Annotated in this window: 24 protein-coding genes; 11 read left to right on the top strand and 13 right to left on the bottom strand. The window is 60.2% G+C overall.

Annotation, left to right across the window (positions count from 1 at the left end):
- The first annotated feature begins 205 nt into the window (after positions 1-205).
- Positions 206-1,321, top strand: a complete 1,116-nt coding sequence (locus DBY20_07440; protein ID PWL78152.1) for a radical SAM protein — start codon at positions 206-208, stop codon at positions 1,319-1,321.
- 25 nt (positions 1,322-1,346) lie between these two features.
- Here DBY20_07440 and DBY20_07435 read toward each other — a convergent pair whose 3' ends face one another.
- Positions 1,347-2,336: a radical SAM protein gene (locus DBY20_07435; protein ID PWL78151.1), complete on the bottom strand. Its 990-nt coding sequence runs from the start codon at positions 2,334-2,336 to the stop codon at positions 1,347-1,349.
- 204 nt (positions 2,337-2,540) lie between these two features.
- On the opposite strand from DBY20_07435, the gene DBY20_07430 reads away from it, so the two are divergent.
- The 10 genes from DBY20_07430 to DBY20_07385 all read left to right on the top strand — a co-directional run bounded on the left by DBY20_07430 (position 2,541) and on the right by DBY20_07385 (position 12,083).
- Positions 2,541-3,056 (top strand): hypothetical protein, encoded by a 516-nt coding sequence (locus DBY20_07430; protein ID PWL78150.1) that lies wholly within the window; start codon positions 2,541-2,543, stop codon positions 3,054-3,056.
- A 492-nt stretch (positions 3,057-3,548) separates the two neighbouring features.
- Complete coding sequence (locus DBY20_07425) at positions 3,549-4,892, top strand: adenylosuccinate lyase (GenBank protein ID PWL78149.1); 1,344 nt, start codon at positions 3,549-3,551, stop codon at positions 4,890-4,892.
- Positions 4,893-4,899: 7 nt separating this feature from the next.
- Positions 4,900-5,181, top strand: a complete 282-nt coding sequence (locus DBY20_07420) for a TIGR03905 family protein (GenBank protein PWL78148.1) — start codon at positions 4,900-4,902, stop codon at positions 5,179-5,181.
- The gene (locus DBY20_07415; GenBank protein ID PWL78147.1) at positions 5,182-6,513 is read left to right on the top strand and encodes a hypothetical protein; all 1,332 of its coding nucleotides are present in this window, start codon (positions 5,182-5,184) and stop codon (positions 6,511-6,513) included.
- A 99-nt stretch (positions 6,514-6,612) separates the two neighbouring features.
- The gene (locus DBY20_07410) at positions 6,613-7,458 is read left to right on the top strand and encodes a DNA-binding response regulator (protein PWL78146.1); all 846 of its coding nucleotides are present in this window, start codon (positions 6,613-6,615) and stop codon (positions 7,456-7,458) included.
- Positions 7,459-7,464: 6 nt separating this feature from the next.
- Positions 7,465-8,826 (top strand): sensor histidine kinase, encoded by a 1,362-nt coding sequence (locus DBY20_07405; protein PWL78145.1) that lies wholly within the window; start codon positions 7,465-7,467, stop codon positions 8,824-8,826.
- Positions 8,819-9,700, top strand: coding sequence for a phosphoribosylaminoimidazolesuccinocarboxamide synthase (locus tag DBY20_07400; protein ID PWL78144.1), 882 nt, complete (start codon positions 8,819-8,821; stop codon positions 9,698-9,700). Before DBY20_07405 ends, DBY20_07400 begins: the two co-directional genes overlap by 8 nt.
- A gap of 78 nt (positions 9,701-9,778) precedes the next feature.
- Positions 9,779-10,435, top strand: a complete 657-nt coding sequence (locus DBY20_07395; protein ID PWL78143.1) for a hypothetical protein — start codon at positions 9,779-9,781, stop codon at positions 10,433-10,435.
- A gap of 12 nt (positions 10,436-10,447) precedes the next feature.
- Positions 10,448-11,890, top strand: a complete 1,443-nt coding sequence (locus DBY20_07390; protein PWL78142.1) for an amidohydrolase — start codon at positions 10,448-10,450, stop codon at positions 11,888-11,890.
- Between the two features lie 7 nt (positions 11,891-11,897).
- Entirely contained in the window at positions 11,898-12,083 is a 186-nt protein-coding gene (locus DBY20_07385; GenBank protein ID PWL78141.1) for a hypothetical protein, read from the top strand.
- Between the two features lie 33 nt (positions 12,084-12,116).
- On the opposite strand, the gene DBY20_07380 is transcribed toward DBY20_07385, so the two are convergent.
- From DBY20_07380 to DBY20_07325, 12 genes are read right to left on the bottom strand one after another with little or no spacing between them, the layout of a single operon-like run.
- Positions 12,117-12,389 carry a Txe/YoeB family addiction module toxin gene (locus DBY20_07380; GenBank protein ID PWL78140.1) on the bottom strand — a complete coding sequence of 91 codons (273 nt, stop codon included), beginning with the start codon at positions 12,387-12,389 and terminating at the stop codon, positions 12,117-12,119.
- A complete protein-coding gene (locus tag DBY20_07375) occupies positions 12,382-12,654 on the bottom strand; it encodes a type II toxin-antitoxin system antitoxin, RelB/DinJ family (GenBank protein PWL78139.1) in 273 nt (90 codons plus the stop codon). The genes DBY20_07380 and DBY20_07375 overlap by 8 nt, the downstream gene beginning before the upstream one ends.
- A gap of 55 nt (positions 12,655-12,709) precedes the next feature.
- Positions 12,710-13,069 carry a DUF192 domain-containing protein gene (locus DBY20_07370; GenBank protein PWL78138.1) on the bottom strand — a complete coding sequence of 120 codons (360 nt, stop codon included), beginning with the start codon at positions 13,067-13,069 and terminating at the stop codon, positions 12,710-12,712.
- Entirely contained in the window at positions 13,066-13,524 is a 459-nt protein-coding gene (locus DBY20_07365) for a hypothetical protein (GenBank protein ID PWL78137.1), read from the bottom strand. The genes DBY20_07370 and DBY20_07365 overlap by 4 nt, the downstream gene beginning before the upstream one ends.
- Positions 13,505-15,601, bottom strand: coding sequence for a hypothetical protein (locus tag DBY20_07360; GenBank protein PWL78136.1), 2,097 nt, complete (start codon positions 15,599-15,601; stop codon positions 13,505-13,507). Before DBY20_07360 ends, DBY20_07365 begins: the two co-directional genes overlap by 20 nt.
- A complete protein-coding gene (locus DBY20_07355) occupies positions 15,598-16,071 on the bottom strand; it encodes a pilus assembly protein TadE (protein PWL78135.1) in 474 nt (157 codons plus the stop codon). The genes DBY20_07360 and DBY20_07355 overlap by 4 nt, the downstream gene beginning before the upstream one ends.
- Positions 16,055-16,252, bottom strand: a complete 198-nt coding sequence (locus DBY20_07350) for a hypothetical protein (protein ID PWL78134.1) — start codon at positions 16,250-16,252, stop codon at positions 16,055-16,057. Before DBY20_07350 ends, DBY20_07355 begins: the two co-directional genes overlap by 17 nt.
- Positions 16,252-16,458, bottom strand: a complete 207-nt coding sequence (locus DBY20_07345; protein PWL78133.1) for a hypothetical protein — start codon at positions 16,456-16,458, stop codon at positions 16,252-16,254. The genes DBY20_07350 and DBY20_07345 overlap by 1 nt, the downstream gene beginning before the upstream one ends.
- A gap of 20 nt (positions 16,459-16,478) precedes the next feature.
- Positions 16,479-17,222 (bottom strand): hypothetical protein, encoded by a 744-nt coding sequence (locus tag DBY20_07340; protein PWL78132.1) that lies wholly within the window; start codon positions 17,220-17,222, stop codon positions 16,479-16,481.
- Entirely contained in the window at positions 17,223-18,050 is an 828-nt protein-coding gene (locus DBY20_07335) for a hypothetical protein (protein PWL78307.1), read from the bottom strand. It abuts the gene before it with no gap.
- Positions 17,969-19,300 carry a CpaF family protein gene (locus DBY20_07330; protein PWL78131.1) on the bottom strand — a complete coding sequence of 444 codons (1,332 nt, stop codon included), beginning with the start codon at positions 19,298-19,300 and terminating at the stop codon, positions 17,969-17,971. Before DBY20_07330 ends, DBY20_07335 begins: the two co-directional genes overlap by 82 nt.
- Positions 19,297-20,088, bottom strand: coding sequence for a hypothetical protein (locus DBY20_07325; protein PWL78130.1), 792 nt, complete (start codon positions 20,086-20,088; stop codon positions 19,297-19,299). The genes DBY20_07330 and DBY20_07325 overlap by 4 nt, the downstream gene beginning before the upstream one ends.
- Position 20,089: the final 1 nt, after the last annotated feature.

Genomic DNA, 20,089 nt, shown 5'->3' with positions numbered 1-20,089 from the left:
CCCCTAATCGCCGCAGGTGGCAATAAGGGGACAGACCCCCAATCGCCGCAGGTGGCAATAAGGGGACAGACCCCCAATTGTCATTTCGAGCGAGCGAAGCGAGTCGAGAAATCTCCGCACGTGGCGCTCGGGCAATAAGGGGACAGACCCTTGCGCACAATTGCGTACGGGCATACCGTTAGAAGCAAAGAACGAAGGGATCGACATGAACGATAAGGTCAAAGAGCTCATCGACAAAGTCTACGACGAAGGCGTCCGCGGCGCCTCGCAGCCGCGCGACGTCATCATCGGCCTGCTGGAGCTCGACCCCAGCTCCGAAGAAGTCGCCTACCTCAAAGAACGCGCCGCAGCCCTTGCGCACATCGCCACGGGCAACAGTGCCTCCATTTCCGGGGCCATCGGCGTCGATCTGTGCAGCTGTGACATGAACTGCAAGTTCTGCTCCTTCGGCACCGAGTGGGGCCTTATCGAGGAGGACGTCATCTACTCCAAGGAGGAGATTATCGAGCTCGTGCGCGCTTACGTCGAGGCGGGCGTCACCACCATCACCTTGCGCTCGACCGAGTTCTACGACCTGAACGTGCTGTCCGAGTGGCTGGCCGACATCCGCGAGCAAGTGCCGGGAAGCTACCTCATCAACCTCAACGTGGGCGAGATGAGTCCCGCCATGGCCGAGGCGGCCTATCAGGCCGGCGCTACGAGCGCGTACCATGTCATTCGCATGCGCGAGGGCATCGACACGCCGTTTGACGTGGACCTGCGCTGGAAGACCGTCGATGCAATCAGCAACTCGCCGCTGCGCTGGCTTACCTGCATCGAGCCGCTCGGCATCGAGCACACGAACGAGGAGATTGCCGATCGCATCCTCGAGAACCTGGCTCATCATCCCTATGCCATGAGCGTGATGGCACGTGTCAACGTGCCGGGCACGCCGTTCGAGGGAATGGAGCCGATCAGCGAGGAGCGCATGCTGCACCTGCTGGCCACGCTGCGCCTGTGCGTGGGTACCAAGGTGCATAGCTGCGGCATGCATCCAGCGACGCCCGCCGCGCTCTATGCCGGTGGCAGCAACTTCACCGTGGAGCGCGGCGCCAATCCGCGTGACACCACGTTCAACGAGGATGTGTGGCGGGGCTTCACCGTCGAGGAGGCCAAGGCGCTCATCGAGGAGGCTGGCTTCGTCTGCCGCCCCGAAAACCCCGACCCACGCTTTCCCGTTGACGGTAAGCAGTGGTGGAAGGTGGGCGACCCTTCCGATTACATCATGCCCGACCCGACCGAAAACGCCGGTGCCGGCTGCTGCTGCGGAAGACGATCTTAGCTGCGCGGCGTTCTCCGCAAACCTATCAGCTGTAGAAACGGGATGGTCCCTCGTGTACGGGCCATTCCGTTTCCTTGTATATGTCGCGGCATTGTCCCACGTCGAGACCACGCGTGTTCTCCATGCTCACGTCACGTGGCGATGATCCGCGTTCGGCCCAGATGATGTTGGCGCCTCCCTGTACGGTGAGGGGACTCGGTTCATGGGTGCAGTTGCCGGGAATACCGGTACCCGTGGCAAGGGCCACGGCACCCACGTAATCGGCAAGGCGTGTGTAGGGGATGTTGCCGTATTCCGAAAACACCGAATTCGGGATGGTGTTACGACGCATCGCCCCGCTAAATGCCACCTCGTACTCGCGTGCGATCATGACGAGGTCGGCGATTTCGTCGGGGGTATGTTCTGGGCCGATGGGGTCGATGCAGTTGCCGAGCGCCAGACCCGCCTCCTTTGCCGCGCGCATGGTCTTGTGACGGTTCTCGACCGAGCAACGCGTGTAGACGCCCTCGCCAAAGCGTATCACGTGGTAGCAGCCGGTAAAGCCGGTTTTCTTGAGCTCGACGGCGTAGTCGTAATCGAAATCGGGCACGTTTGCCACGAGCGAGATATCGCCGATTTCGCGCTTGACCGCGGCTCCCATCTCGAGGAACTTCTCCTTGTCGTAGGTTTCGGTGGTGACGAGGTAGATGGCGTTGATGCCCGCTTGCGCAAAGTCGCGGGCGTTAGCGACGACTTCCTCTGTCGTAAACTCGTTTCGTCCCCTGAAGATGCGGGCCGATGCGGCAAAGCTGCAGAACTTGCAGTCGTTGGGGCAGGGGGTGGCGTCCAGGCCGATATGGCCGTGTATCTCGGCTTCGCCGTCGCAGAGTTCTTTTGTCAGCCGTCTTCCAGCGATTTGGATGGCGGCCGCCTCGATGGTTCCATGCTCCACGCTGAGCAGGTCAACGACTTCGTCGCGCGTGATGAGCGCTCCGTCGAGCGCGCGATTGATGATGTGCGATATGTGACTGTCCACGTTATCCTCCTTGGTCAGGGGCATTATACACATGCGTCTGGACGCGTGGTCGCGCGCCGGGCGAATGCCGTTCGCCCAAAGACGCTTCCTGTTCCATCTGGCTCATCTATTATATGTATATATCTTATAATAGACGCGTTCACCTTATAGCTCGATGGCTTTGTCTTTCGGGGCGTCCGGGAGCGTGCGTCGCAAGAGGAGTGAATGACGATGACCGGTTCGGACAAGCCCGCGCTCTACGAGCCCAAAACCGACGTGTGGGAGGAGGCGGCGCAGGCCTTCGACGAGGACAGCAAGGCGCGCAAGACCATCACGTACCACAAGGCGCGCACGCACAACTGCGCCCAGGCGGTGCTGTGCTCGTTTGCGGACGAGCTCGGCATGGACGAGGAGGACCTGTACCGGTTGTCCGAGGGCCTGAGCGTGGGCATTGCCGCGAACAAGCGAGTGTGCGGTGCGCTGCTGGCTGCCGATTTGATCATCAGCTACTTCTCGAGCGATCCTGACCTGGACCATTGGTCGACGAAGGAAACGAACGAAGCCGTAAACGCGTTGCATCAGGACTTCATGGATCAACTTGTCACCTTGCTGGGTGAAGACCGCTCGTCCATCATCTGCAAGGAGATCATCCACGAGGACATCCCCCTCGACGTCCCCTGTACCTTCGTGATGGGCGCCGCCGCGCAGGCAGCACAAAACGCGCTGGCAAACCGCGCATAACGCGACAAGCGGCCTTACCGATAATCTCGGGCAATTCTACGAGGGCATCGAGAAAAGGCCGCACCCCTTTTGTCATTTCGAGCGAAGCGGAGTCGAGAAATCTTGAGAGATCTCTCCATTTCGCAGCCTGACGGCTGCTCCAGTCGAGATGACAAACAAGGGTCTGTCCCCCGCATGCCGAAGGGTCCGCATGCCCAAATTTCCCAAGGGTCTGTCCCCCGCATGCCCAGTTTTCCGGTCTCTGCGCCAAAAATCGCCCCTCGGTGACCGCGCGGGGCGGTCAGGACGCGGAGTTTTCGGGCAATATGCGGTCAGCGGGCCCGCATGTTTGGCGCGGGGCGGTCAGGGGCGCCGACTTTTGGGCATGGTGCTTCCGACGTTCGTCCCCGGCTGCCTCTTCGCCGAGTTGACGTTTTGATGCTCTTTCGCACAAAGCGGCAAAAGACCAATACAATAGAGCGCACCAACAAGCCACGCGAAAGGAATCATGGGATGATCGAGCGCTATACGCTGCCCGAAATGGGACACATCTGGTCTCTCGAGAATAAGTTCGACGTTTGGAAGGAGATCGAGGTCCTCGCTTGCGAAGCGCAGGCCGAGCTGGGGCAGTGCGGCATCACCGCCGAGGAGGCCGCGTGGATTCGCGCGCATGCCGATTTCACCGTGCCCGAGATCGACGAGATCGAGAAGGTCACCAACCATGACGTCATCGCCTTCACGACCGTCATGGCGAATTACATCGATGCCGATGTGCCCGAAGGCGAGCCCAAGCCAAGTCGCTGGGTGCACTACGGCATGACGAGCTCCGACCTTGGCGATACTGCGTTGAGCTACCAGGTCACGCAGGCTCTCGACATCATCATCGCCGACGTGAAGCGCCTGGGCGAGACCTGCAAGCGTCGCGCGTTCGAGTTCGAGGACGCCATCTGCGTGGGCCGCACACACGGCATCCATGCCGAGCCCATGACCTTCGGCATGAAGTTCGGCAGCTGGGCCTGGGCCCTCAAGCGCGCCGAGACGCGCCTGCAGCAGGCCCGTGAGGTTGCAGCCACCGGCGCCATCAGCGGAGCGGTGGGCACCTATTCCAACATCGATCCCTTCGTCGAGCAGTACGTCTGCGAGAAGCTCGGCCTCACGCCCGACCCGCTTTCCACGCAGGTCATCGCGCGTGATCGTCATGCGCAGGTCATGTCCGCACTTGCCGTAACCGCCTCCACGCTCGAATCCATCGCCATGCAGATTCGTCTGCTGCAACAGTCCGATGTCATCGAGGCTGAGGAACCCTTCACCAAGGGCCAGAAGGGCTCAAGCGCGATGCCGCACAAACGCAACCCCATCACGGCCGAGCGCGTCTGCGGCCTGGCCCGTGTGGTCAAGGCAAACGCTCAGGTTGCCTTCGACGACGTGGCACTTTGGTACGAGCGCGATATATCGCACTCCGGTGCCGAGCGCGTCGTCCTCGCCGACAGCTTTACCGCACTCGACTACATGTTCTCGAAGATGCAGTGGATGCTCGATGGCCTCAACGTCTACGTGAACAAGAGCCTGCACAACCTGTGGCGCACGCGTGGTCTCATCTTCAGCTCGAAGGTCATCCTCGCTCTCGTCGACACGGGTATGACCCGCGAGGATGCCTACGTTATCGTGCAGCGCAATGCCATGAAGGTGTGGGACGATATCCAGCAAGCCATCGACGGCCCGACTTTCCGCGAGAACCTTGAGGCCGATCCGGATTGTCCGCTCACGGAAGCGCAGCTCGACGCCATCTTCGATCCGGAAAGCTTCCTGGGTCACAAGGACGTCATCTTCGACAAGCTCAAGAGCCTGGAGTTTTAGGAGAGTTATGGAAAATCAAGCGCAGGAGCCGGAGTTTCTCTATCGTACGCACGGCACGTGCTCGCGTGCCATCAAATTCGACCTCGACGATGACTCCAAGGTGCGCAACGTCGAGTTCATCGGCGGTTGCAACGGCAACCTCAAGGGCATCGGCTCGCTCATCGAGGGGATGCCCGCCGATTGGGTCATCGAGCGTTGCGCGGGCACGCAATGTGGTGGCAAGGCGACATCCTGTCCCGATCAACTCTCCCGTGCCCTCACCTGGGCCATCGAGCAACGGCAGGCGTAGATGAGTCACGACGGGGACGCGCTCGCAAACAAGAATCCGCAGCTGTCACGACGTGCGTTCTTGCGCCTGGGCGGCGGCGCGCTTGCCTGCGCGACGGTGCTCGGTGCGCCCGCGGTGTTGACGGGTTGCGGGGGTAATTCGGATAGTGGTACGCCAAGCACGCTCGACGTGTCGACTAACGACGTTGTCACGCTCGATGCCTTTGCCGAAATCGAGGACACAACGGGATACTTCGAGATCAAGGACCTTGCGCAGTACCCCAAGGGGACGATGCTCTATGCATCCGAGGACGTGACGGCGGCAGCGCTGCTTACGGGCGAGACGGCTTCGCCTCTGTCGACCTGCTCGCTCGTCAATCTGGGTACCGGTGCCATGACGCCGGCGCTTGATCGTGCCGTCAATCATGACATGGGCTACAGCATCTTTGCCGTGCGCGCATCCAAAGAGCTGCTCGTCTGGGTCGAAAGCAATTACCTTACCTCGGACTGGATGGTGTACTGTGCCACGATTTCCGATGGCAGGTTAACTGGCCAGCCCGTCAAGCTCGACGAGGGCAATGTCGAATTCGATACGCCCGAGATAGCCGTCATCGGCACGGCGGCGTACTGGATCGTGCAGCCTGCCGAGGGTGGTCCGCGCACGACGGAAAACTCGTACCTGCGCGTTGCCACGGGTGGCTCGCGTTCGTCGGACATGATCACTTCGGAAGGCCGATTCAACGGAGGTCTCTCCGTAAGCGGGCAAGTGCTCACGGCCATGCCGAGGGCCAAGGCGTCGAGCGGCGTGTACTACGAGCTCACGGCGATTGCAGCAGGCTCTGGGTCGGTGGTTGCGTCCCAGGTAATGCCGCACTCGTTTCGCCCGTCAAATGCCATCTACATGAACAACGCCTTCGCGTTCACGATTCCCGCGTCCTACGATTACGGCGGAGGCATCGCAAACGTCGGTACGTATTATCCGATAGCGGGGAATACATGGTTGCGCCTGGCGCGACAGTCACTCACGCCGCCGGGCATCTGCAATGGCTGGCTGTTCGCGAAGTCGAGCTCGCGCACGGTGTTCATCGATACGCAAGAGCAGAAGTACTTCGTCGTCAACGCGCCTGATGGCTGTACGGATTACGGCGACTATTCGGTGTGCACGGGCGAGGTGTCTCGCGTCTACAATTACGCGACCGTCAACAAGTACGAGGGCACCGAAAGGGCGACGCAGGTTGTCTTGCGCTCGATTACGCCCATCCCCGCTGGCCAGACGCCTGCTCCGCCTGCACCGGATCCAGCCGATCCCACGACACAGCCGAGCACGGCCCCCACGGAACCCGTCGAACGATAGGCCCGGTGGCAACAAGGGGACAGACCCTTGTTTGCGAGTGGTGATAAGGGGACAGACCCCTGTTTGTCATCTCGACTGAAGCAGCCGTCAGGCTGCGAAATGGAGAGATCTCTTGGAAACGAAGGGTCTGTCCCCTTCTTGCCACCAGCGCTGACGCAGGCGGTGCGCAATGGTACACTGCGTAGATGGAAGAAAACCGAAAGGAGCCTCATCGTGGACACCGGTTCTGAAGCCCGTCGCATCTTGCTCGTCGAGGACGAGAAAGCCATTCGCGACGCCGTTGCTGCCTATCTTGAACGTGCCGGTTACTGGGTGACGCCGGCTGCAGATGGCCAGGAGGCCGTTGATGCGTTTTCCCTGCATCAGTTCGACCTCGTCATCCTGGACCTCATGCTCCCCAAGCTTCCGGGTGAGAAGGTCTGCCGCATCATTCGCGACACATCTGACGTCCCCATTATCATGCTCACCGCCAAGGGCGAGGTCGAGGATCGCATCGTCGGTCTCGAGCTTGGCGCAGACGACTACCTCATCAAGCCCTTCTCGCCGCGCGAGCTCGTTGCGCGCGTTCGTGCTCTGCTGCGCCGCGCTCACATCGATTCCGAGCCGCAACGCGAGGTGCTCGACTTCGGTGGCCTGACCATCGACCTCAACGGTCACAAGGTTCTTGTCAACGATGAGGAGATCGACCTCACCGCCAGCGAGTTCAAGCTGCTCACGACGCTGTCGCGCTATCCGGGCCGCGTCTATTCGCGCATGGAGCTCGTCGAGAAGGTGCTCGGCTACGACTTCGAGGGTTACGAGCGCACCATCGACAGCCACGTGAAGAACCTCCGCGCCAAGATCGGCGATGACCCGCGCAACCCGCGTTGGATTTACACCGTGCACGGCGTCGGCTATCGCTTCGAGGTGCCCCGAGACGGCGAATCGGCTGGTCAAGAGGCCTAGGCGTCCATGAAGAACAAGCGCAAGACCCGCGAGAAGAAACCTCTCTCGTTTGCAATCTACGTCATGGGAGCGTTTTTGCTCACGGCTGCCATGACGGTGCTCATCACGGCTGCCGCTATCGCGATCGTCTGGAACGTTGGTTACGCCGGCGCGCCAAGTGACGAGGAAATCTTCGCTGCCGTGCTCATTTCCGGGGCCATCGCCCTCGTGCTCTCCATCATTCTTGGTCTCTACTTCGCCATTGGCATCGCACGTCCCGTTGGCCGCATTGCAGACACCGCCTCGGCAATCAAGGAAGGCAACCTCTCCGCTCGTACGGGGCTTGGTGGTGATGACCAGCTCGGTCAACTCGGCCAACGCTTCGATGAGATGGCAGACGCCATCGAGCGTGACCGCGACCTCGAGCGTCAGCTCATCGGCGACGTAGCCCATGAGCTACGCACGCCACTCATGGCCATCCAAGCCACGGTCGAAGCCATCCAGGATGGCGTCTTCGAAGCAGACGAGGAGCATCTCAACACCATCTCGTTCGAGACGCGTCGTCTGGGTCGTCTGGTCGAGGCGCTTTTGCACCTTAACCGTCTCGAGAACGGCACGGCCGAGGTCAAGCGCAATCTCGTCAACCTCAGCAGCGTGGTGAACGGCCTTTCGACGACGCATGAAGCGCTTCTCGAAAGCTCCGGCATCATGTTCTTCACCGATGTCGACCCCAACGTCATGATTATCGGTGACCAGGATCTCATCTCGCAGGCCGTCGCCAACCTGCTCTCCAATGCGGTGCGCTATACCCCTGAGAACGGCATGGTTAGCATCGAGCTCACGCGTGAGAACGGATACGCCAAGATCTCCGTGCGTGATACGGGTGTTGGCATTTCCCAAGAGGATATGAAGAAGGTCTTCTCGCGCTTCTGGCGTGCCGACGTCGCACGTCAGAGCGTCGATGGGGGCTTGGGTATTGGCCTTGCGCTTGTCAAGGAAGTCGTCGACCAACACTTCGGCGACGTCTCCGTTTCCTCCACGCTCGGCGAGGGCAGCACCTTCGTGATGCGCATTCCGCTGGCGCCCGAAGACCACGCCAAGCCCATGCCGTCGGCGCGCAGGAACACTTCGCGCAGGCGCCAGGAGCGTGCCGCGCGCAAGGAGCAGGAGAAGCTTCGCAAGATTGAGGAACGCCAGGTCAAGGCACGTCGTAAGGCGCGCGAGGCAGGTGCCGGCTTGAGTGCGACGCAAGAACTCAAGCTCTTTGGGTTGCGCGTGCCGTTGCCCGCCACAAGACAGCAAGAAGTACGGCAACAAGAAGTACGGCAACAAGAAGTACGGCAACAAGAAGTACATACGAGAAACAAGGAAGATGATACTCATGAGTGAAATGGCAATGCGTCCCGACTCGCAGGGCAAGGTCCGCGATCTGTACGACCTGGGCGACAAGCTCCTCATCGTCGCAACCGACCGCATCTCGGCGTTCGACTACATCCTCAAAGACGAGATTCCCTACAAGGGCGAGGTTCTCACGCGCCTTTCGCTCTTCTGGTTCGACTTGCTCGCGGACATCATTCCCAACCATCTGATTTCCGCGGACGTGGCCGATCTGCCCGAGAAATTCAAACCCTATGCCGAGTGGCTGAACGGCCGCTTCATGCTCGTGCGCAAGGCCGAGATGTTCCCCGTCGAGTGCATCGTGCGTGGTTACCTCGCTGGCAGCGGCCTCAAGGAGTATCGCAAGCAGGGTACCGTTTGCGGTATCGAGCTGCCGGAGGGCCTCATCGAGGCAAGCAAGCTGCCCGAGCCCATCTACACGCCGTCAACCAAGGCCGAGATTGGCGATCATGACGAGAACGTGAGCTATGAGCGCACGGTCGAGATGCTTGGCGAGAAGGACGCGAGCGCTCTGCGCGACGCATCGCTTGCTGTCTACAAGAAGGCAGCTGATTACGCCGCCAAGCATGGCATCATCATCGCCGATACCAAGTTCGAATTCGGCACGATCGATGGCACGCTCACCTTGGCTGATGAGGTGCTTACGCCGGACTCCTCGCGCTTCTGGCCGCAAGATGCCTATGAGCCGGGAAAGAGCCAGGCAAGTTTCGACAAGCAGTTCGTGCGTGATTGGCTCGATGCCAACTGGGACCGCACGGGCGAGCCGCCGCAACTGCCGGCCGATATCATCGAGGCAACCTCGAACAAGTACATCCAGGCTTACGAGCTCATCACGGGCGAGCGTTTCGTTCCCGCGAATCTGTAGCATGCGCTCCACGCGCATGCGCCGCCCGTTGTATCATAGGCATTTACACACTACAGGCATTCGAAAGGCGATTGACGAATGACGCAGCGTAATTTCCAAAACGCACGCAATCAGGGCGATGGCCCCAAGGGCAAGTCAAAGAAATCGGCAAGCTCCGCGAAGCTCAAGTCCAAGGCCGGTGCGTCGGTATACGCTCCATCCAAGGAGGCCAAGGCCAAGCGTGCAAAACAGGAAGCCAAGGCGAGGAAGAACCAGCCGGTCGAGGCAAAGGCGAACGACCCGATCGAGCAACAGCGCCGTCGCGAGCGCGCCATGGTCTCGATGATGCGCGATTTGCCCGAGTACAAGTTCTGGCGTCGCGTCTGGTGGATTGCCATGGGCGCTGCCTTCGTTGTCATCATCCTCACCTGGCTCCCCAACATGCTTATCAGCAGTGGCGTGCTGGGCGAGGACTTCCAGGAGACCGCAAGCTGGATTTCCACCATTGGCTTCATCTTCGCGATAGTCGCCCTCGTCATTGCGTTCTACATCGACCTGCGCAAGATTCGCAAGATTCAGAAGGCGCAGGAGGCAAAGGCCCGCAACCTCACCAAAACCGAGCGTCGCGAACTCGATGATGCCATCGCCGCATCTATTGAGCGTGACCAGCAGCGACGTGCGGAGCGCAAGAGCAAGATGCCTTGGGGCAAGAAGAAGCCGCAGGAGTCCGCCGAAGATAGTCCGAGCGACCAGTAAACAGGAGACGCGATGCTGCTCACCGCGAAATATGTCATTCCCATCACCTCCCCGTACATCGAGGACGGCGCCGTTCTCGTGCGTGATGACAAGATTCTTGACCTGGGGCCTGCATCCCAGCTCAAGGACAAGTACCCCATGGAGGAGGTTCGTGATTTCGGGCTCTCTGCCCTCATGCCCGGCTTCGTCGACTTGCACACGCACCTTGGCTACACGGCACTGCGCGGCATGTTCGGCGACCTGCCCTATGCCGACTGGAAGCGTCACGTGCTGCATACCGAGCCCTTCTTCACCGAGGAGGACTGGATTGATTCGGCGCGCGTTGGCGCGCTCGAAGCCGTCGCCAGCGGTATCACGACGATAGCGGACATCTCCGCATCGGGTGTCACGCGCATCCCCGCCCAGGAGATGGGTCTGCGCGCCCGTGTGTACTACGAGGTGCTGACCACGCAGAAAGAGCACGCCGAGAGCGTCGTGCATGAGGGTCTCGAGAAGATCGAACGCTGGAAGGACGAGTGCGGAAGTGATCTTCTCGACTTCGGTCTTGCCCCCGGCCCCGTGTACGGTTGCCACCCGAGCGTCTTCCAGGCTATCGCCGATGTCGCGATTGAAAAGAACATCCCCGTTGCCATGCATCTTGCGGGAAGCCAGGAGGAGGCGGACTTCATCCGTTACGGCTCCTCGCCGTTTGGCGTCCATGTGAGTGAGCATGAGCAGGGCAAGCTCGCCGCTGCATATCCGCCCTGGCTACCGGCGGGCACCTCGCCGGTGAGCTACGTGAGCAACTGGGGCATCCTCGACGTGCCCGGCATTCTTGCGATTCACTGCGTCCATGTCGATGACCGTGATATCGGCATCCTTCGCGACAAGCAGGTGCGCATCGGCTATTGTCCGCGCATCAACGCCAAGCTTGGCATGGGGTCGATGCCGCTCGAGAAGTTCTGGGCTGCCGGTCTTACCATCGGCTTGGGTACGGATTCTCCGGCTGCTGTCGATACGACCGACATGATTGACGAGATGCGCATCGGCCTCATGATCACGCGCGCGACGAGTTCCGAGCGCTTCGTGCAGGCATCTGCCAAGAACGCCCTGCGCATGGCGACCATCGGCTCGGCGGAAGCCCTGGGCATCGATGACAAGGTTGGGTCGCTTGAGGCAGGCAAGCAGGCCGACATCATCGCCATCGACTTGCACAACTCGCATCAGAACCCCACGACCGACCCGGAGAGCGCCGTCATCTACACGGCCAACCAGGACAACGTCAAGATGACCATGGTCGCCGGTCGCGTTCTCTACGACAACTTCGTCCATGTGTCGGGTTGCGACCGCGATGCGATTATCGATCGAGCGCGCGCCTTGCGCGTACGCATTCGCGAGGAAGTCAGCGACGATGCGCTGCGCAGGTCTCTCATCGAGCACGCGCCGCAGGACAAGCAGGACCGCTACAACAGATAGGGTCGTCATGTCGAACAAGAACAAGTCGTATCAGAAGAACAAGCAGCAAAAGCTCGAGCAGGAGTTGGCAGCTCAGTACCGTCGCGAGCAACGCGACCGGCGTACGCGCCTGCTCAAGACCATCGGCATTACCATTCTCTCGGTGTTGCTGATTATTTCGTTCTGCTTCCCTGCGTTCACGATGCTGTTCTAGTGCCGCCGGGTAAGGGGACAGGAAGCCGGCTTGCTAATTCTGCTGTCTGTCTCTGTAGTGACCGCCGCATTGGATAATCTCGATCTTGCCATTATGTATCCGGTACACGATACGATTGGCTTTATCGATTCGTCTGCTCCACCAACCGGACAAATCGCCTTTCAGAGGTTCAGGCTTCCCGATGCCCTCATATCCGTTTCGATCAATATCGCGTAAGAGCGCGTTGATGCGTTTGAGGGCTTTTTTATCTTGTTCTTGCCAATAAAGGTAGTCTTCCCAGGCATCATCGTCCCAGGACTTATTCATCATCTGACTCCATCAGCTCATGAACTTTGCCGTGGCCCTTTTCCATGCGCTCCTTTGCTTTGAGCAGCCTCTCTTGGTTTGCGCTGCTGTAAAAAGGATCCATGTTATAGGAGACGATTTCAAACGGCAGACGATGTTCGCGCAGGACTGCCTTGGCGAACAGGTTGATTGCAGTTGATGTGTTCATGCCGACATCTGAGCAAAACATCTCAAGTCCTTTCTTAACATCCTCATCCATGCGCACGCTCAGTGTTGTCATTGCCATTAGAATCACACTCCATTCATACAATGTATGAACAGGATAATATGATTGATGGCAATTATCCATATTGCGTAGCCTGATCATTGATGAAATCTCTGCAAAACGAAACCAGGAGCCTCTGCTCTGCCTCCGCCCATGCTTCGTCTTGATGTGGTCGCTCCAGCACGAACGCCGCCTGGTGGCATGAGAGCACTCGTCCCGGCCTTACATTGCGCTCGGAGCGTAGCACGATACCGTTCCGGTCAACGAAGGCGATGTCGAGGGCGTAGCGCATGCCAATGGTGTGCACGCTCTTGCAGGGCACAAGTATGAGCATGCGGTTGCCGTCGCCCCATTCTGCACGCGTGCCGAGCAACCCGCGGGCACGCGCGAAGATGCTGGTGGCGATGACGATGCGCATGTCGCCCAGGCTTGTCATAGGAGCTCCCCGGGCGTGTAAGGGTCGACGGCGATGCTGCACTCGTGTTCGAGCAGCGAGGGCGCGCCCGCGATGGAGAGCGGCCACGGCGCGAATCGAAACGTGCAACGATAGACCGACATGCTTGCCAACGCCGCTCCGGCATCCTCGTAGCTCACCTTTACCGAGGAGCCCTCTTTGGCAAAATCGCTTTCGAGTGCAGCGTGTATGGCCGCGGTACGCGTATCGAGCTCGTATCCGTCCATGGGAGCACTCGCTGCTTGGGCAAGAACGCGTTGGGGAGCGATGTGATCGAAACGTGCGCACTCATCCGCGAAGACGAGCATATCGATGGCGATGACCAGCACGATGAGTATGACGGGCATGACAACGGCAAGTTCGACCGCCATCTGCCCATGTTCGCGACTTCTGTCTTCGCGTGCCTGAAACATGTCGTCAACCTCCCAGCGTTCCAAGGAAGCTGCCAACTGCCTCCCTGACTCGCGCATCGATATCGTTGGGAACGGGCAGATATAGCTTGCCATCGCTGGTGCCGAGGCCTATGTCGGCAAGTGGAATCTCTGCAAGCTCGAGCCCGTGCTCGTCAAGAAGTTCTGCGACTTCGGGGACGGCTTTGATGTCATTGACGAGGGCGTTCATGTCGCCCGTGCTAATCGCTCCGTATATTTGCGCCATGTCCTTCATGCGCGCGAGAACCTGTGCGGCACCACTCGGATCCCGTTCGAGTATGTGGGCCGTATTAACAAGCACCGGTTTGTACGTATCGAGATTCGCTGGCTCGAGGCTTGCCGAGCTGAGCGCATTCTCAAAGGCCGAGACCGCACTATCCGAGAGCGTGGTGCCAATGAGGGGTATGACCCCGAGGACCTTGCGAAAGCCGCCCTTGATCCCCTCCGTCGTGTTCGAATACGCCAGCAGCACGCTTGACCACGCCCCAAAGACTAGCTTGGCCGGCCCGGAGGCGAGACTTTCCTGGGGGATGAGACCCTCGGCGACGCCAGAGATGACACTGCCTTGGTCGCTTGCCGCATCGGGGGCAAGTGTCGCGCCAGAGATTGCGATGCGTGCGGGCAATTCCGACTCGTCACTGACGAAGGGAATCGCGCTTGCTTGCACGGATGGCGCAAGCACTACGCAGATGCAGCCGTATCGTCCGGGCGGCTGGGGGTCGTATCGTTTGACTGCAAGGGAATCGAGCGCCTCCGAAAGCCGCTCGCCAATTGACTCCTTCGCCTCATCAAGCGCTTGCTTTGCCTCTGCGCCATCGGAAAGTGCCTGGGCGTAGTCGCGTGAAGCTTCCACAAACTCTCGGTAGTGATATTCAAACCCGTTGCTTATGGAAGTCGAGGCGCTTGGGACGCGTCCCAAGGTGGTTGCGGAAAACTTGCACGTCGGGCAGCGTTCGACAGTACCGGCATCGATTGCACTCACCGAGGCCTGTCCCGAGCGAGTTCCCTCGGTGCAGGTCGGGCATCTGGCGTATCCGTGCAAATAACGCTTGTCGCCATTGACGGAGACGGGATAGATTGCACTCGTGTAGAGAACGGTTCCCTTGATCTGCTCCGTGTTTCTGGCGAGCTGCACGAGATGTGGTATCTCAGCTCCGCCTCCCCCGAGCTCGACGTATCCTCGCCCCACTTCGTGCTGGGCATAGGCGTAAAACTGCTTGCGGGCGACTGATTCGGCAATTGCCTCAGGTGAGCCCGATGCGGCCTGTCCCGGTTCGGCAGCATAGCGCGCGATGTAGTATGCCCTTGCCCGCTCAAGTCCTACCGAAAAGGTCCAACGGTCAGGTGATGAGATGTAGGGATTGCGCGCCTCCGAAATATCCGAGAGCTTGCCAGCGCGTTCGTACATGCTCATACCGTCATTGCCGCAATCGGCTCGCCACGCGCGCTCCTTGGCGGCATCCTCGCGCTCTTGGGCTTCCTTCTGCCGTGAGCTTGCCTCTTGAATCGCGGGTTCTTTCGATTCGATCTCGGCCGCAGCCTCCTTGACCTTCTCGTCGCCTGGAATTGAGACGTCAATCCCTTGCGAGGGAGATGTGATGGCGATGCCTGCATAAGGGATGCCACTTGCGTCTGCGTTGGCCTGCACGGCTTGGGCGGCGCGTACGGCGCAGACGGCAGGGAGTGCCTTTTGCGCAGCGTCTAGTCCCCTGGCTGCCGACTCGGCAAACTTGTCTCGTGCTTGAAGCACCTTCGATCCCATGCTTGCAATTTCAGTCGCAGCGCCCTGACCGCCGGGGATGAATGCGGCGACAGCCGAGGCGGCATAGACCGTAAGACCAAGCAGCGAAAGCGAAAGGGCGGCGGCATCGACAACTTGGGCAGCGGTCACGAACTCGGCAACAACGTTGTCTGCCGCGAGTGCTCCCGCATCGGCGACATATTGTATTTGCCCTGACTGCGCACCGACACTTATGCCTCTCGCGCAGGTGAATACCAAGGCGCAGACAACGAGGAGCGCAATGGCAGCGGCGGGCGTGGTAAATCCACCCTCTCTGCGCGTGAAGGACAGATGCTTGCTCATTCCCATTTTCCGATCCAATCCGAAGGGTCGTACCCCTGCTCGCCAACCCAGCCGGGGGTAGGCGAGCAGGAAAGCTCCACGTGTTGAATAACGGCACCGTTCTCATCGACAGCGTTTGTGAGTCCAGCGAGGATTCCAAAGAGCGGAAGCGGCTGCACACGGTTCTCGATGCTGGTCTGCGCCGTTCCATCACCCGAGCATGACCAGGTGATATTCCAGCTCTCATCGGCGTGGAAGATCGGGACTTTTGGTATCGCCTCAAGTCGATGCTCGATATAGGCGCGCGTGCTTGCGTCATCGCCCGAACCCGTTGCGACGAGGCGGCAGCCCTCTGCAGCCGCAGCGTTCATGATGCAACGGTTGTAGAGCAGGATAGCTGGTTGCAGCAGCAGGCCGAACACGACGAAGAGGACGGGTAGCAACACGGCCGCCTCGACGGTTGACTGCCCCGATTCAGAACAAGAGCGCATCAAAAATCCCTTCTACGCATCCAAGCGCATGCGAAGCGTTTGCCTGAATGAGAGAGCTCAAGCCACCCGTCGCGATGAAGCGCCAGAGGGCCGCGAGCGCACCCATGAGCGCAATGAACGTAAGTCCGACGATGAGGTATTCGACTGACGCCTGTCCGCTCTCATGCAGTCGTTTGCGCATTACAGACCGTTGATTCCGCTCGAGATTGCATCCCAGAGCTCGCCGATGCGGTCACGAAACGCCGCGATTGCAATCATGGCGATGACGGCAAGCACACCGACTAGGATCGCGTACTCGGTTGTGCCCTGGCCTTTCTCGGGCAACGCCCTGATTCTTGCCGTTGCCCTGATATAGGCACCCAACGCGCGGTTTTTGATCTTTTGCATGACGTTCTCCTTGTTCTCTTCTAGAAACCTGTCTGGACAAATTGGAGAAGCACCGGCCCCATGACCAAAATGAGCATGGCGGGCAGAATGCATATTCCCGTTGGGATGAGAAGCTTGACCGGCGCCTTTGCAATCTGACGCTCAATGGCGGCACGTCTGCGCTGTCGAACATCGGCGGAGAAGCGTCCCAGCATGTCGGCGAGCGGGGATCCGTGGTGGATGGCCTGCAAGGACGTCTCGGAGAAGCGCTTGAGTGCTTTTGATCCGATGCGGGACGAGAGCGCGGCCAGGGCTTCCTTGCGTGAGGCCAACCCGCTCTTCCATTCGAGCCGTGTCTCGCGTAAGTGGCGAGCGAGTGCGTTATCGAATTTGGTGCAGTACAAGTCGAGCGCCGCATCGAAGGACAGGCCGGCACGCACGCCCATGGCGACAATGTCTGCCATCACGTCGACTTGCTCGTCGCAGGCGCTGCGTAACTCGCGTGTCCGTCGTGCGTCGAGCATGGTCGGGGCGCGACGCGAGAGCACATAGGCGAGGGCGATGCAGGGTACGAGCAGCCAAAGAGACGTGGCGTAGGAGATGACGATGCCCGCGCCGCAAAACACCAGAAAGCTCAAGGTGGGATCACGCAGAATGTCTTCGATGCTCACGGCCCGCTGCGGTTGTGCCACAAGCTTGATGCGCGTCCAGGCAAGCCGCACGCAGAGGCATGCGCACGCGCAGGCGAGCAGGCATGCAGAAAGGCGAAGCAGGATGGCAAGCATCTATACCATCTCCTCGAGGTCGACCGTGAAGTCGATGGCAAGCGCACGTCGCACGAGGAGTATGCCCGTCGCTTCGAGTAACATCGCAAGCGCGAAAAGGCATATGCCGAGCGGGGATGCGAGAAAGCCCGTCAGATATCCAGGCGAGAAGACCGAGAGAATGCCGAGCAGCGCAAAGGGCATGAGAGCGACGATGCGACTCGAGAGGCGTCCTTGCGCGGTCTTGGTGCGCAGATCTTCCTTGAGTTCTGCGGCTTGCTGGAGCAGTGTCGAGACGTTTTTGAGTATAGTCGTGAGGCTGCCGCCGGACTGGTGCTGAATCTCCATGGCGACGGCCAGGTACGCGAACTCCGAGCCGCCTGTTCGGGCGCGCAACTTCTCGAGTGCCTCGTCGAAACCCTGGCCAGATTCGAGATCCCAAACCGTGCGCTTGAGTTCGCCGGCGAGGGGCTCATCGCAGTTGTCCGCCGCGTAGCGTAGCGCCATGACGAGCGATGATCCTGAGTCGAGCGCGATGCAGAGCAGGCGCAAAAGCTCGGGCATGCCCTTCTGCAGCCCTTCGGCACGCTTCTTTTCACGGGCCTTTCCCAGGATGGGAGCCAGCAGTCTGGTCGAGGCAATGCGGCTTTTGGCATCCTCGAGCACAAGCCGCCTGTCAACGTGCGCGAGTGGCAGGGCACGCCGCAGATGCGCGAGCAAAGGCACGGCTTTCCGGACGCAGAGGAAGGCCGCGATCATGCTTGCGATTAGCAGCATTGCACTGATTGCACCCATTGTGCCACCTCCTCTTCGCTCGCAACGTTCATGAAGGGAAGCTCCTCGATCCATGCAGGCAAACCGCTCCAGTCGTAGCGCTGCATGCGTCGGTCCCAGTGCACGATTGGCGTGAAACGCTGGCTTTTGCGCGCGGAACCGGTGTCTTTGCCGCGCATGGCAATTTGCGTGATGCGGCGTTTACCGCCCGAGAGACGGTCCTGTTGCACGATGAGGTCGAGTGCCGATGCGACCTGCTCCTCGATGATTTCGATGGGGAGGTCCATACCATAGCGGACCATCATCACGAGACGCGGGATGACTTCGGCAGGCGAGTTGGCATGCAGGGTCGTGAGCGATCCGTCATGCCCCGTATTCATGGCTTGCAGCATATCGAGTGCTTCGGCACCACGACACTCGCCAACGATGATGCGGTCGGGGCGCATGCGCAGTGCATTGGTGACGAGGTCGCGTATGGTGACCATGCCCCGGCCCTCGGCGTTGGCAAGCCGCGCTTCGAGCCGGACGACGTGTGGATGCTGGTCGAACCTGAGCTCGGCGCTGTCTTCGATCGTGATGACGCGCTCCTCGTGGGGGATGAGGCGTGAAAGCGCGTTGAGCAGCGTTGTTTTGCCGCCACCTGTACCGCCCGAGACGGCAATGTTCTTGCGCGCGCGTATGGCCCAGGCAAGCAGCTGCGCCATCTCTGATGTGAGCGCATCCAACCCGACCAGCTCGTCAAGCGTGAAGGAGCGCTTGCGGAACTTGCGAATAGTGAGCGTGCTTCCGCTCATCGAAAGGGGAGGGATGACGACGTTGACGCGATGTCCCTCTGGAAGGCGGGCGTTCACGAGAGGGCACTGCTCGTCGACGCGTCTGCCGAGTGGTGAGACGATGCGGTCGATGACGAGACGCAGCTGCTCTTCGGAATCGTAGTGCTCGTTGCTCTTGCATACGATGCCGTCGCGCTCGAAGAAGACGGAGTGGGGCCCGTTGACCATGATCTCGGTGATTGAGTCATCTTTGAGCATCTTTTCGATGGGGCCCAGGCCGAGCACCATGTCGAGCGTGCGCTCGATGAGGACGGCACGATCGACATCGCCCATGGGTGCGAAATCATGTGCGCTTAGAATCTGCTCGATGCAGACGGCGAGCTCCTGTCGCGCATGCTCGCGTCCCTGGTTTAGGAGCTGCGCGATGCGCTCGCTCGGGACTTCGCGGTACAGCAGCTCGCGTAGGTGCGCATGAGTCTTCTCGGAGACTGCGCCCGGTGCCCCATCTGCCGCAGTTTGCGGGCTTTGCCGTATGTAATCGCCGAGTCTCATGCGAAGAATCGCCTCGTCTTTCTGTGCTCGGCAGGTGAGAACTCGACGCCAACGCGGGGGAGAAGCTTGGCGAGAAGCTGTTCGACATCGGGCACGGGCGCCGCTGCGTCTTCGACGAGCTCCTCGATACGCCTCGCGCCAACGAGGGCTTCGACCGATGCCTTGCCGTCCGCGAGCCTGAAGAGCTCGTCGCAGCCGAGCGAGTCTTCGATGCGCTTTATCTCGCTGCGGGGGATTCCCGAGGCGCGGTTGAAGATGTGTGCGATGCGTGCGAGGGGGATGCCGAGACGCTGACAGAGCTCGAGTGCCTTGATGGCGCCGTACGCCGATGCCCTGCGCTGGTCCATGACGAGCAGTACGAGCTCGGAATTGCACAGGAGTTCGCCCGTGAGCCCCGACCAGAACTGCCCGGTATCGGCGATGATGAGATCATAGTTTGCCCGGGCGTTTTCGACGACGCGGGCCACCGCATCCGATATCTCTTCGGCGACCTCGGGCAAGGCGGGTGCTTTGAAAAGGTCGAGTTGTGCCGAGATGGGCACGGGGATACAGCCCTCGCCCTGTGCGAGCGAGGAGAGCTTGACATCGAGCCCGAGCCAGAAGCCCATGTCGCCGAATTGCAGGTCACCCTCGACGATAGCGGTCTTGATGCCACGTGCTGCTGCCAGGTGGCCGATGATGAGTGCAATCGTGCTCTTGCCAACCCCGCCGCTCGCCGATATGAGCGTGATGAGCGGAGCACGTCGTGTGCCCTGCGCGGAATATGTGCTGGATACCATGTCCCTCATG

It is taken from the genome of Coriobacteriia bacterium (assembly GCA_003149935.1).
Classification (GTDB): domain Bacteria; phylum Actinomycetota; class Coriobacteriia; order Coriobacteriales; family QAMH01; genus QAMH01.
The sequence above is the reverse complement of the archived record's forward strand: the minus strand, read 5'-3'. Positions and strand labels throughout refer to the sequence as shown.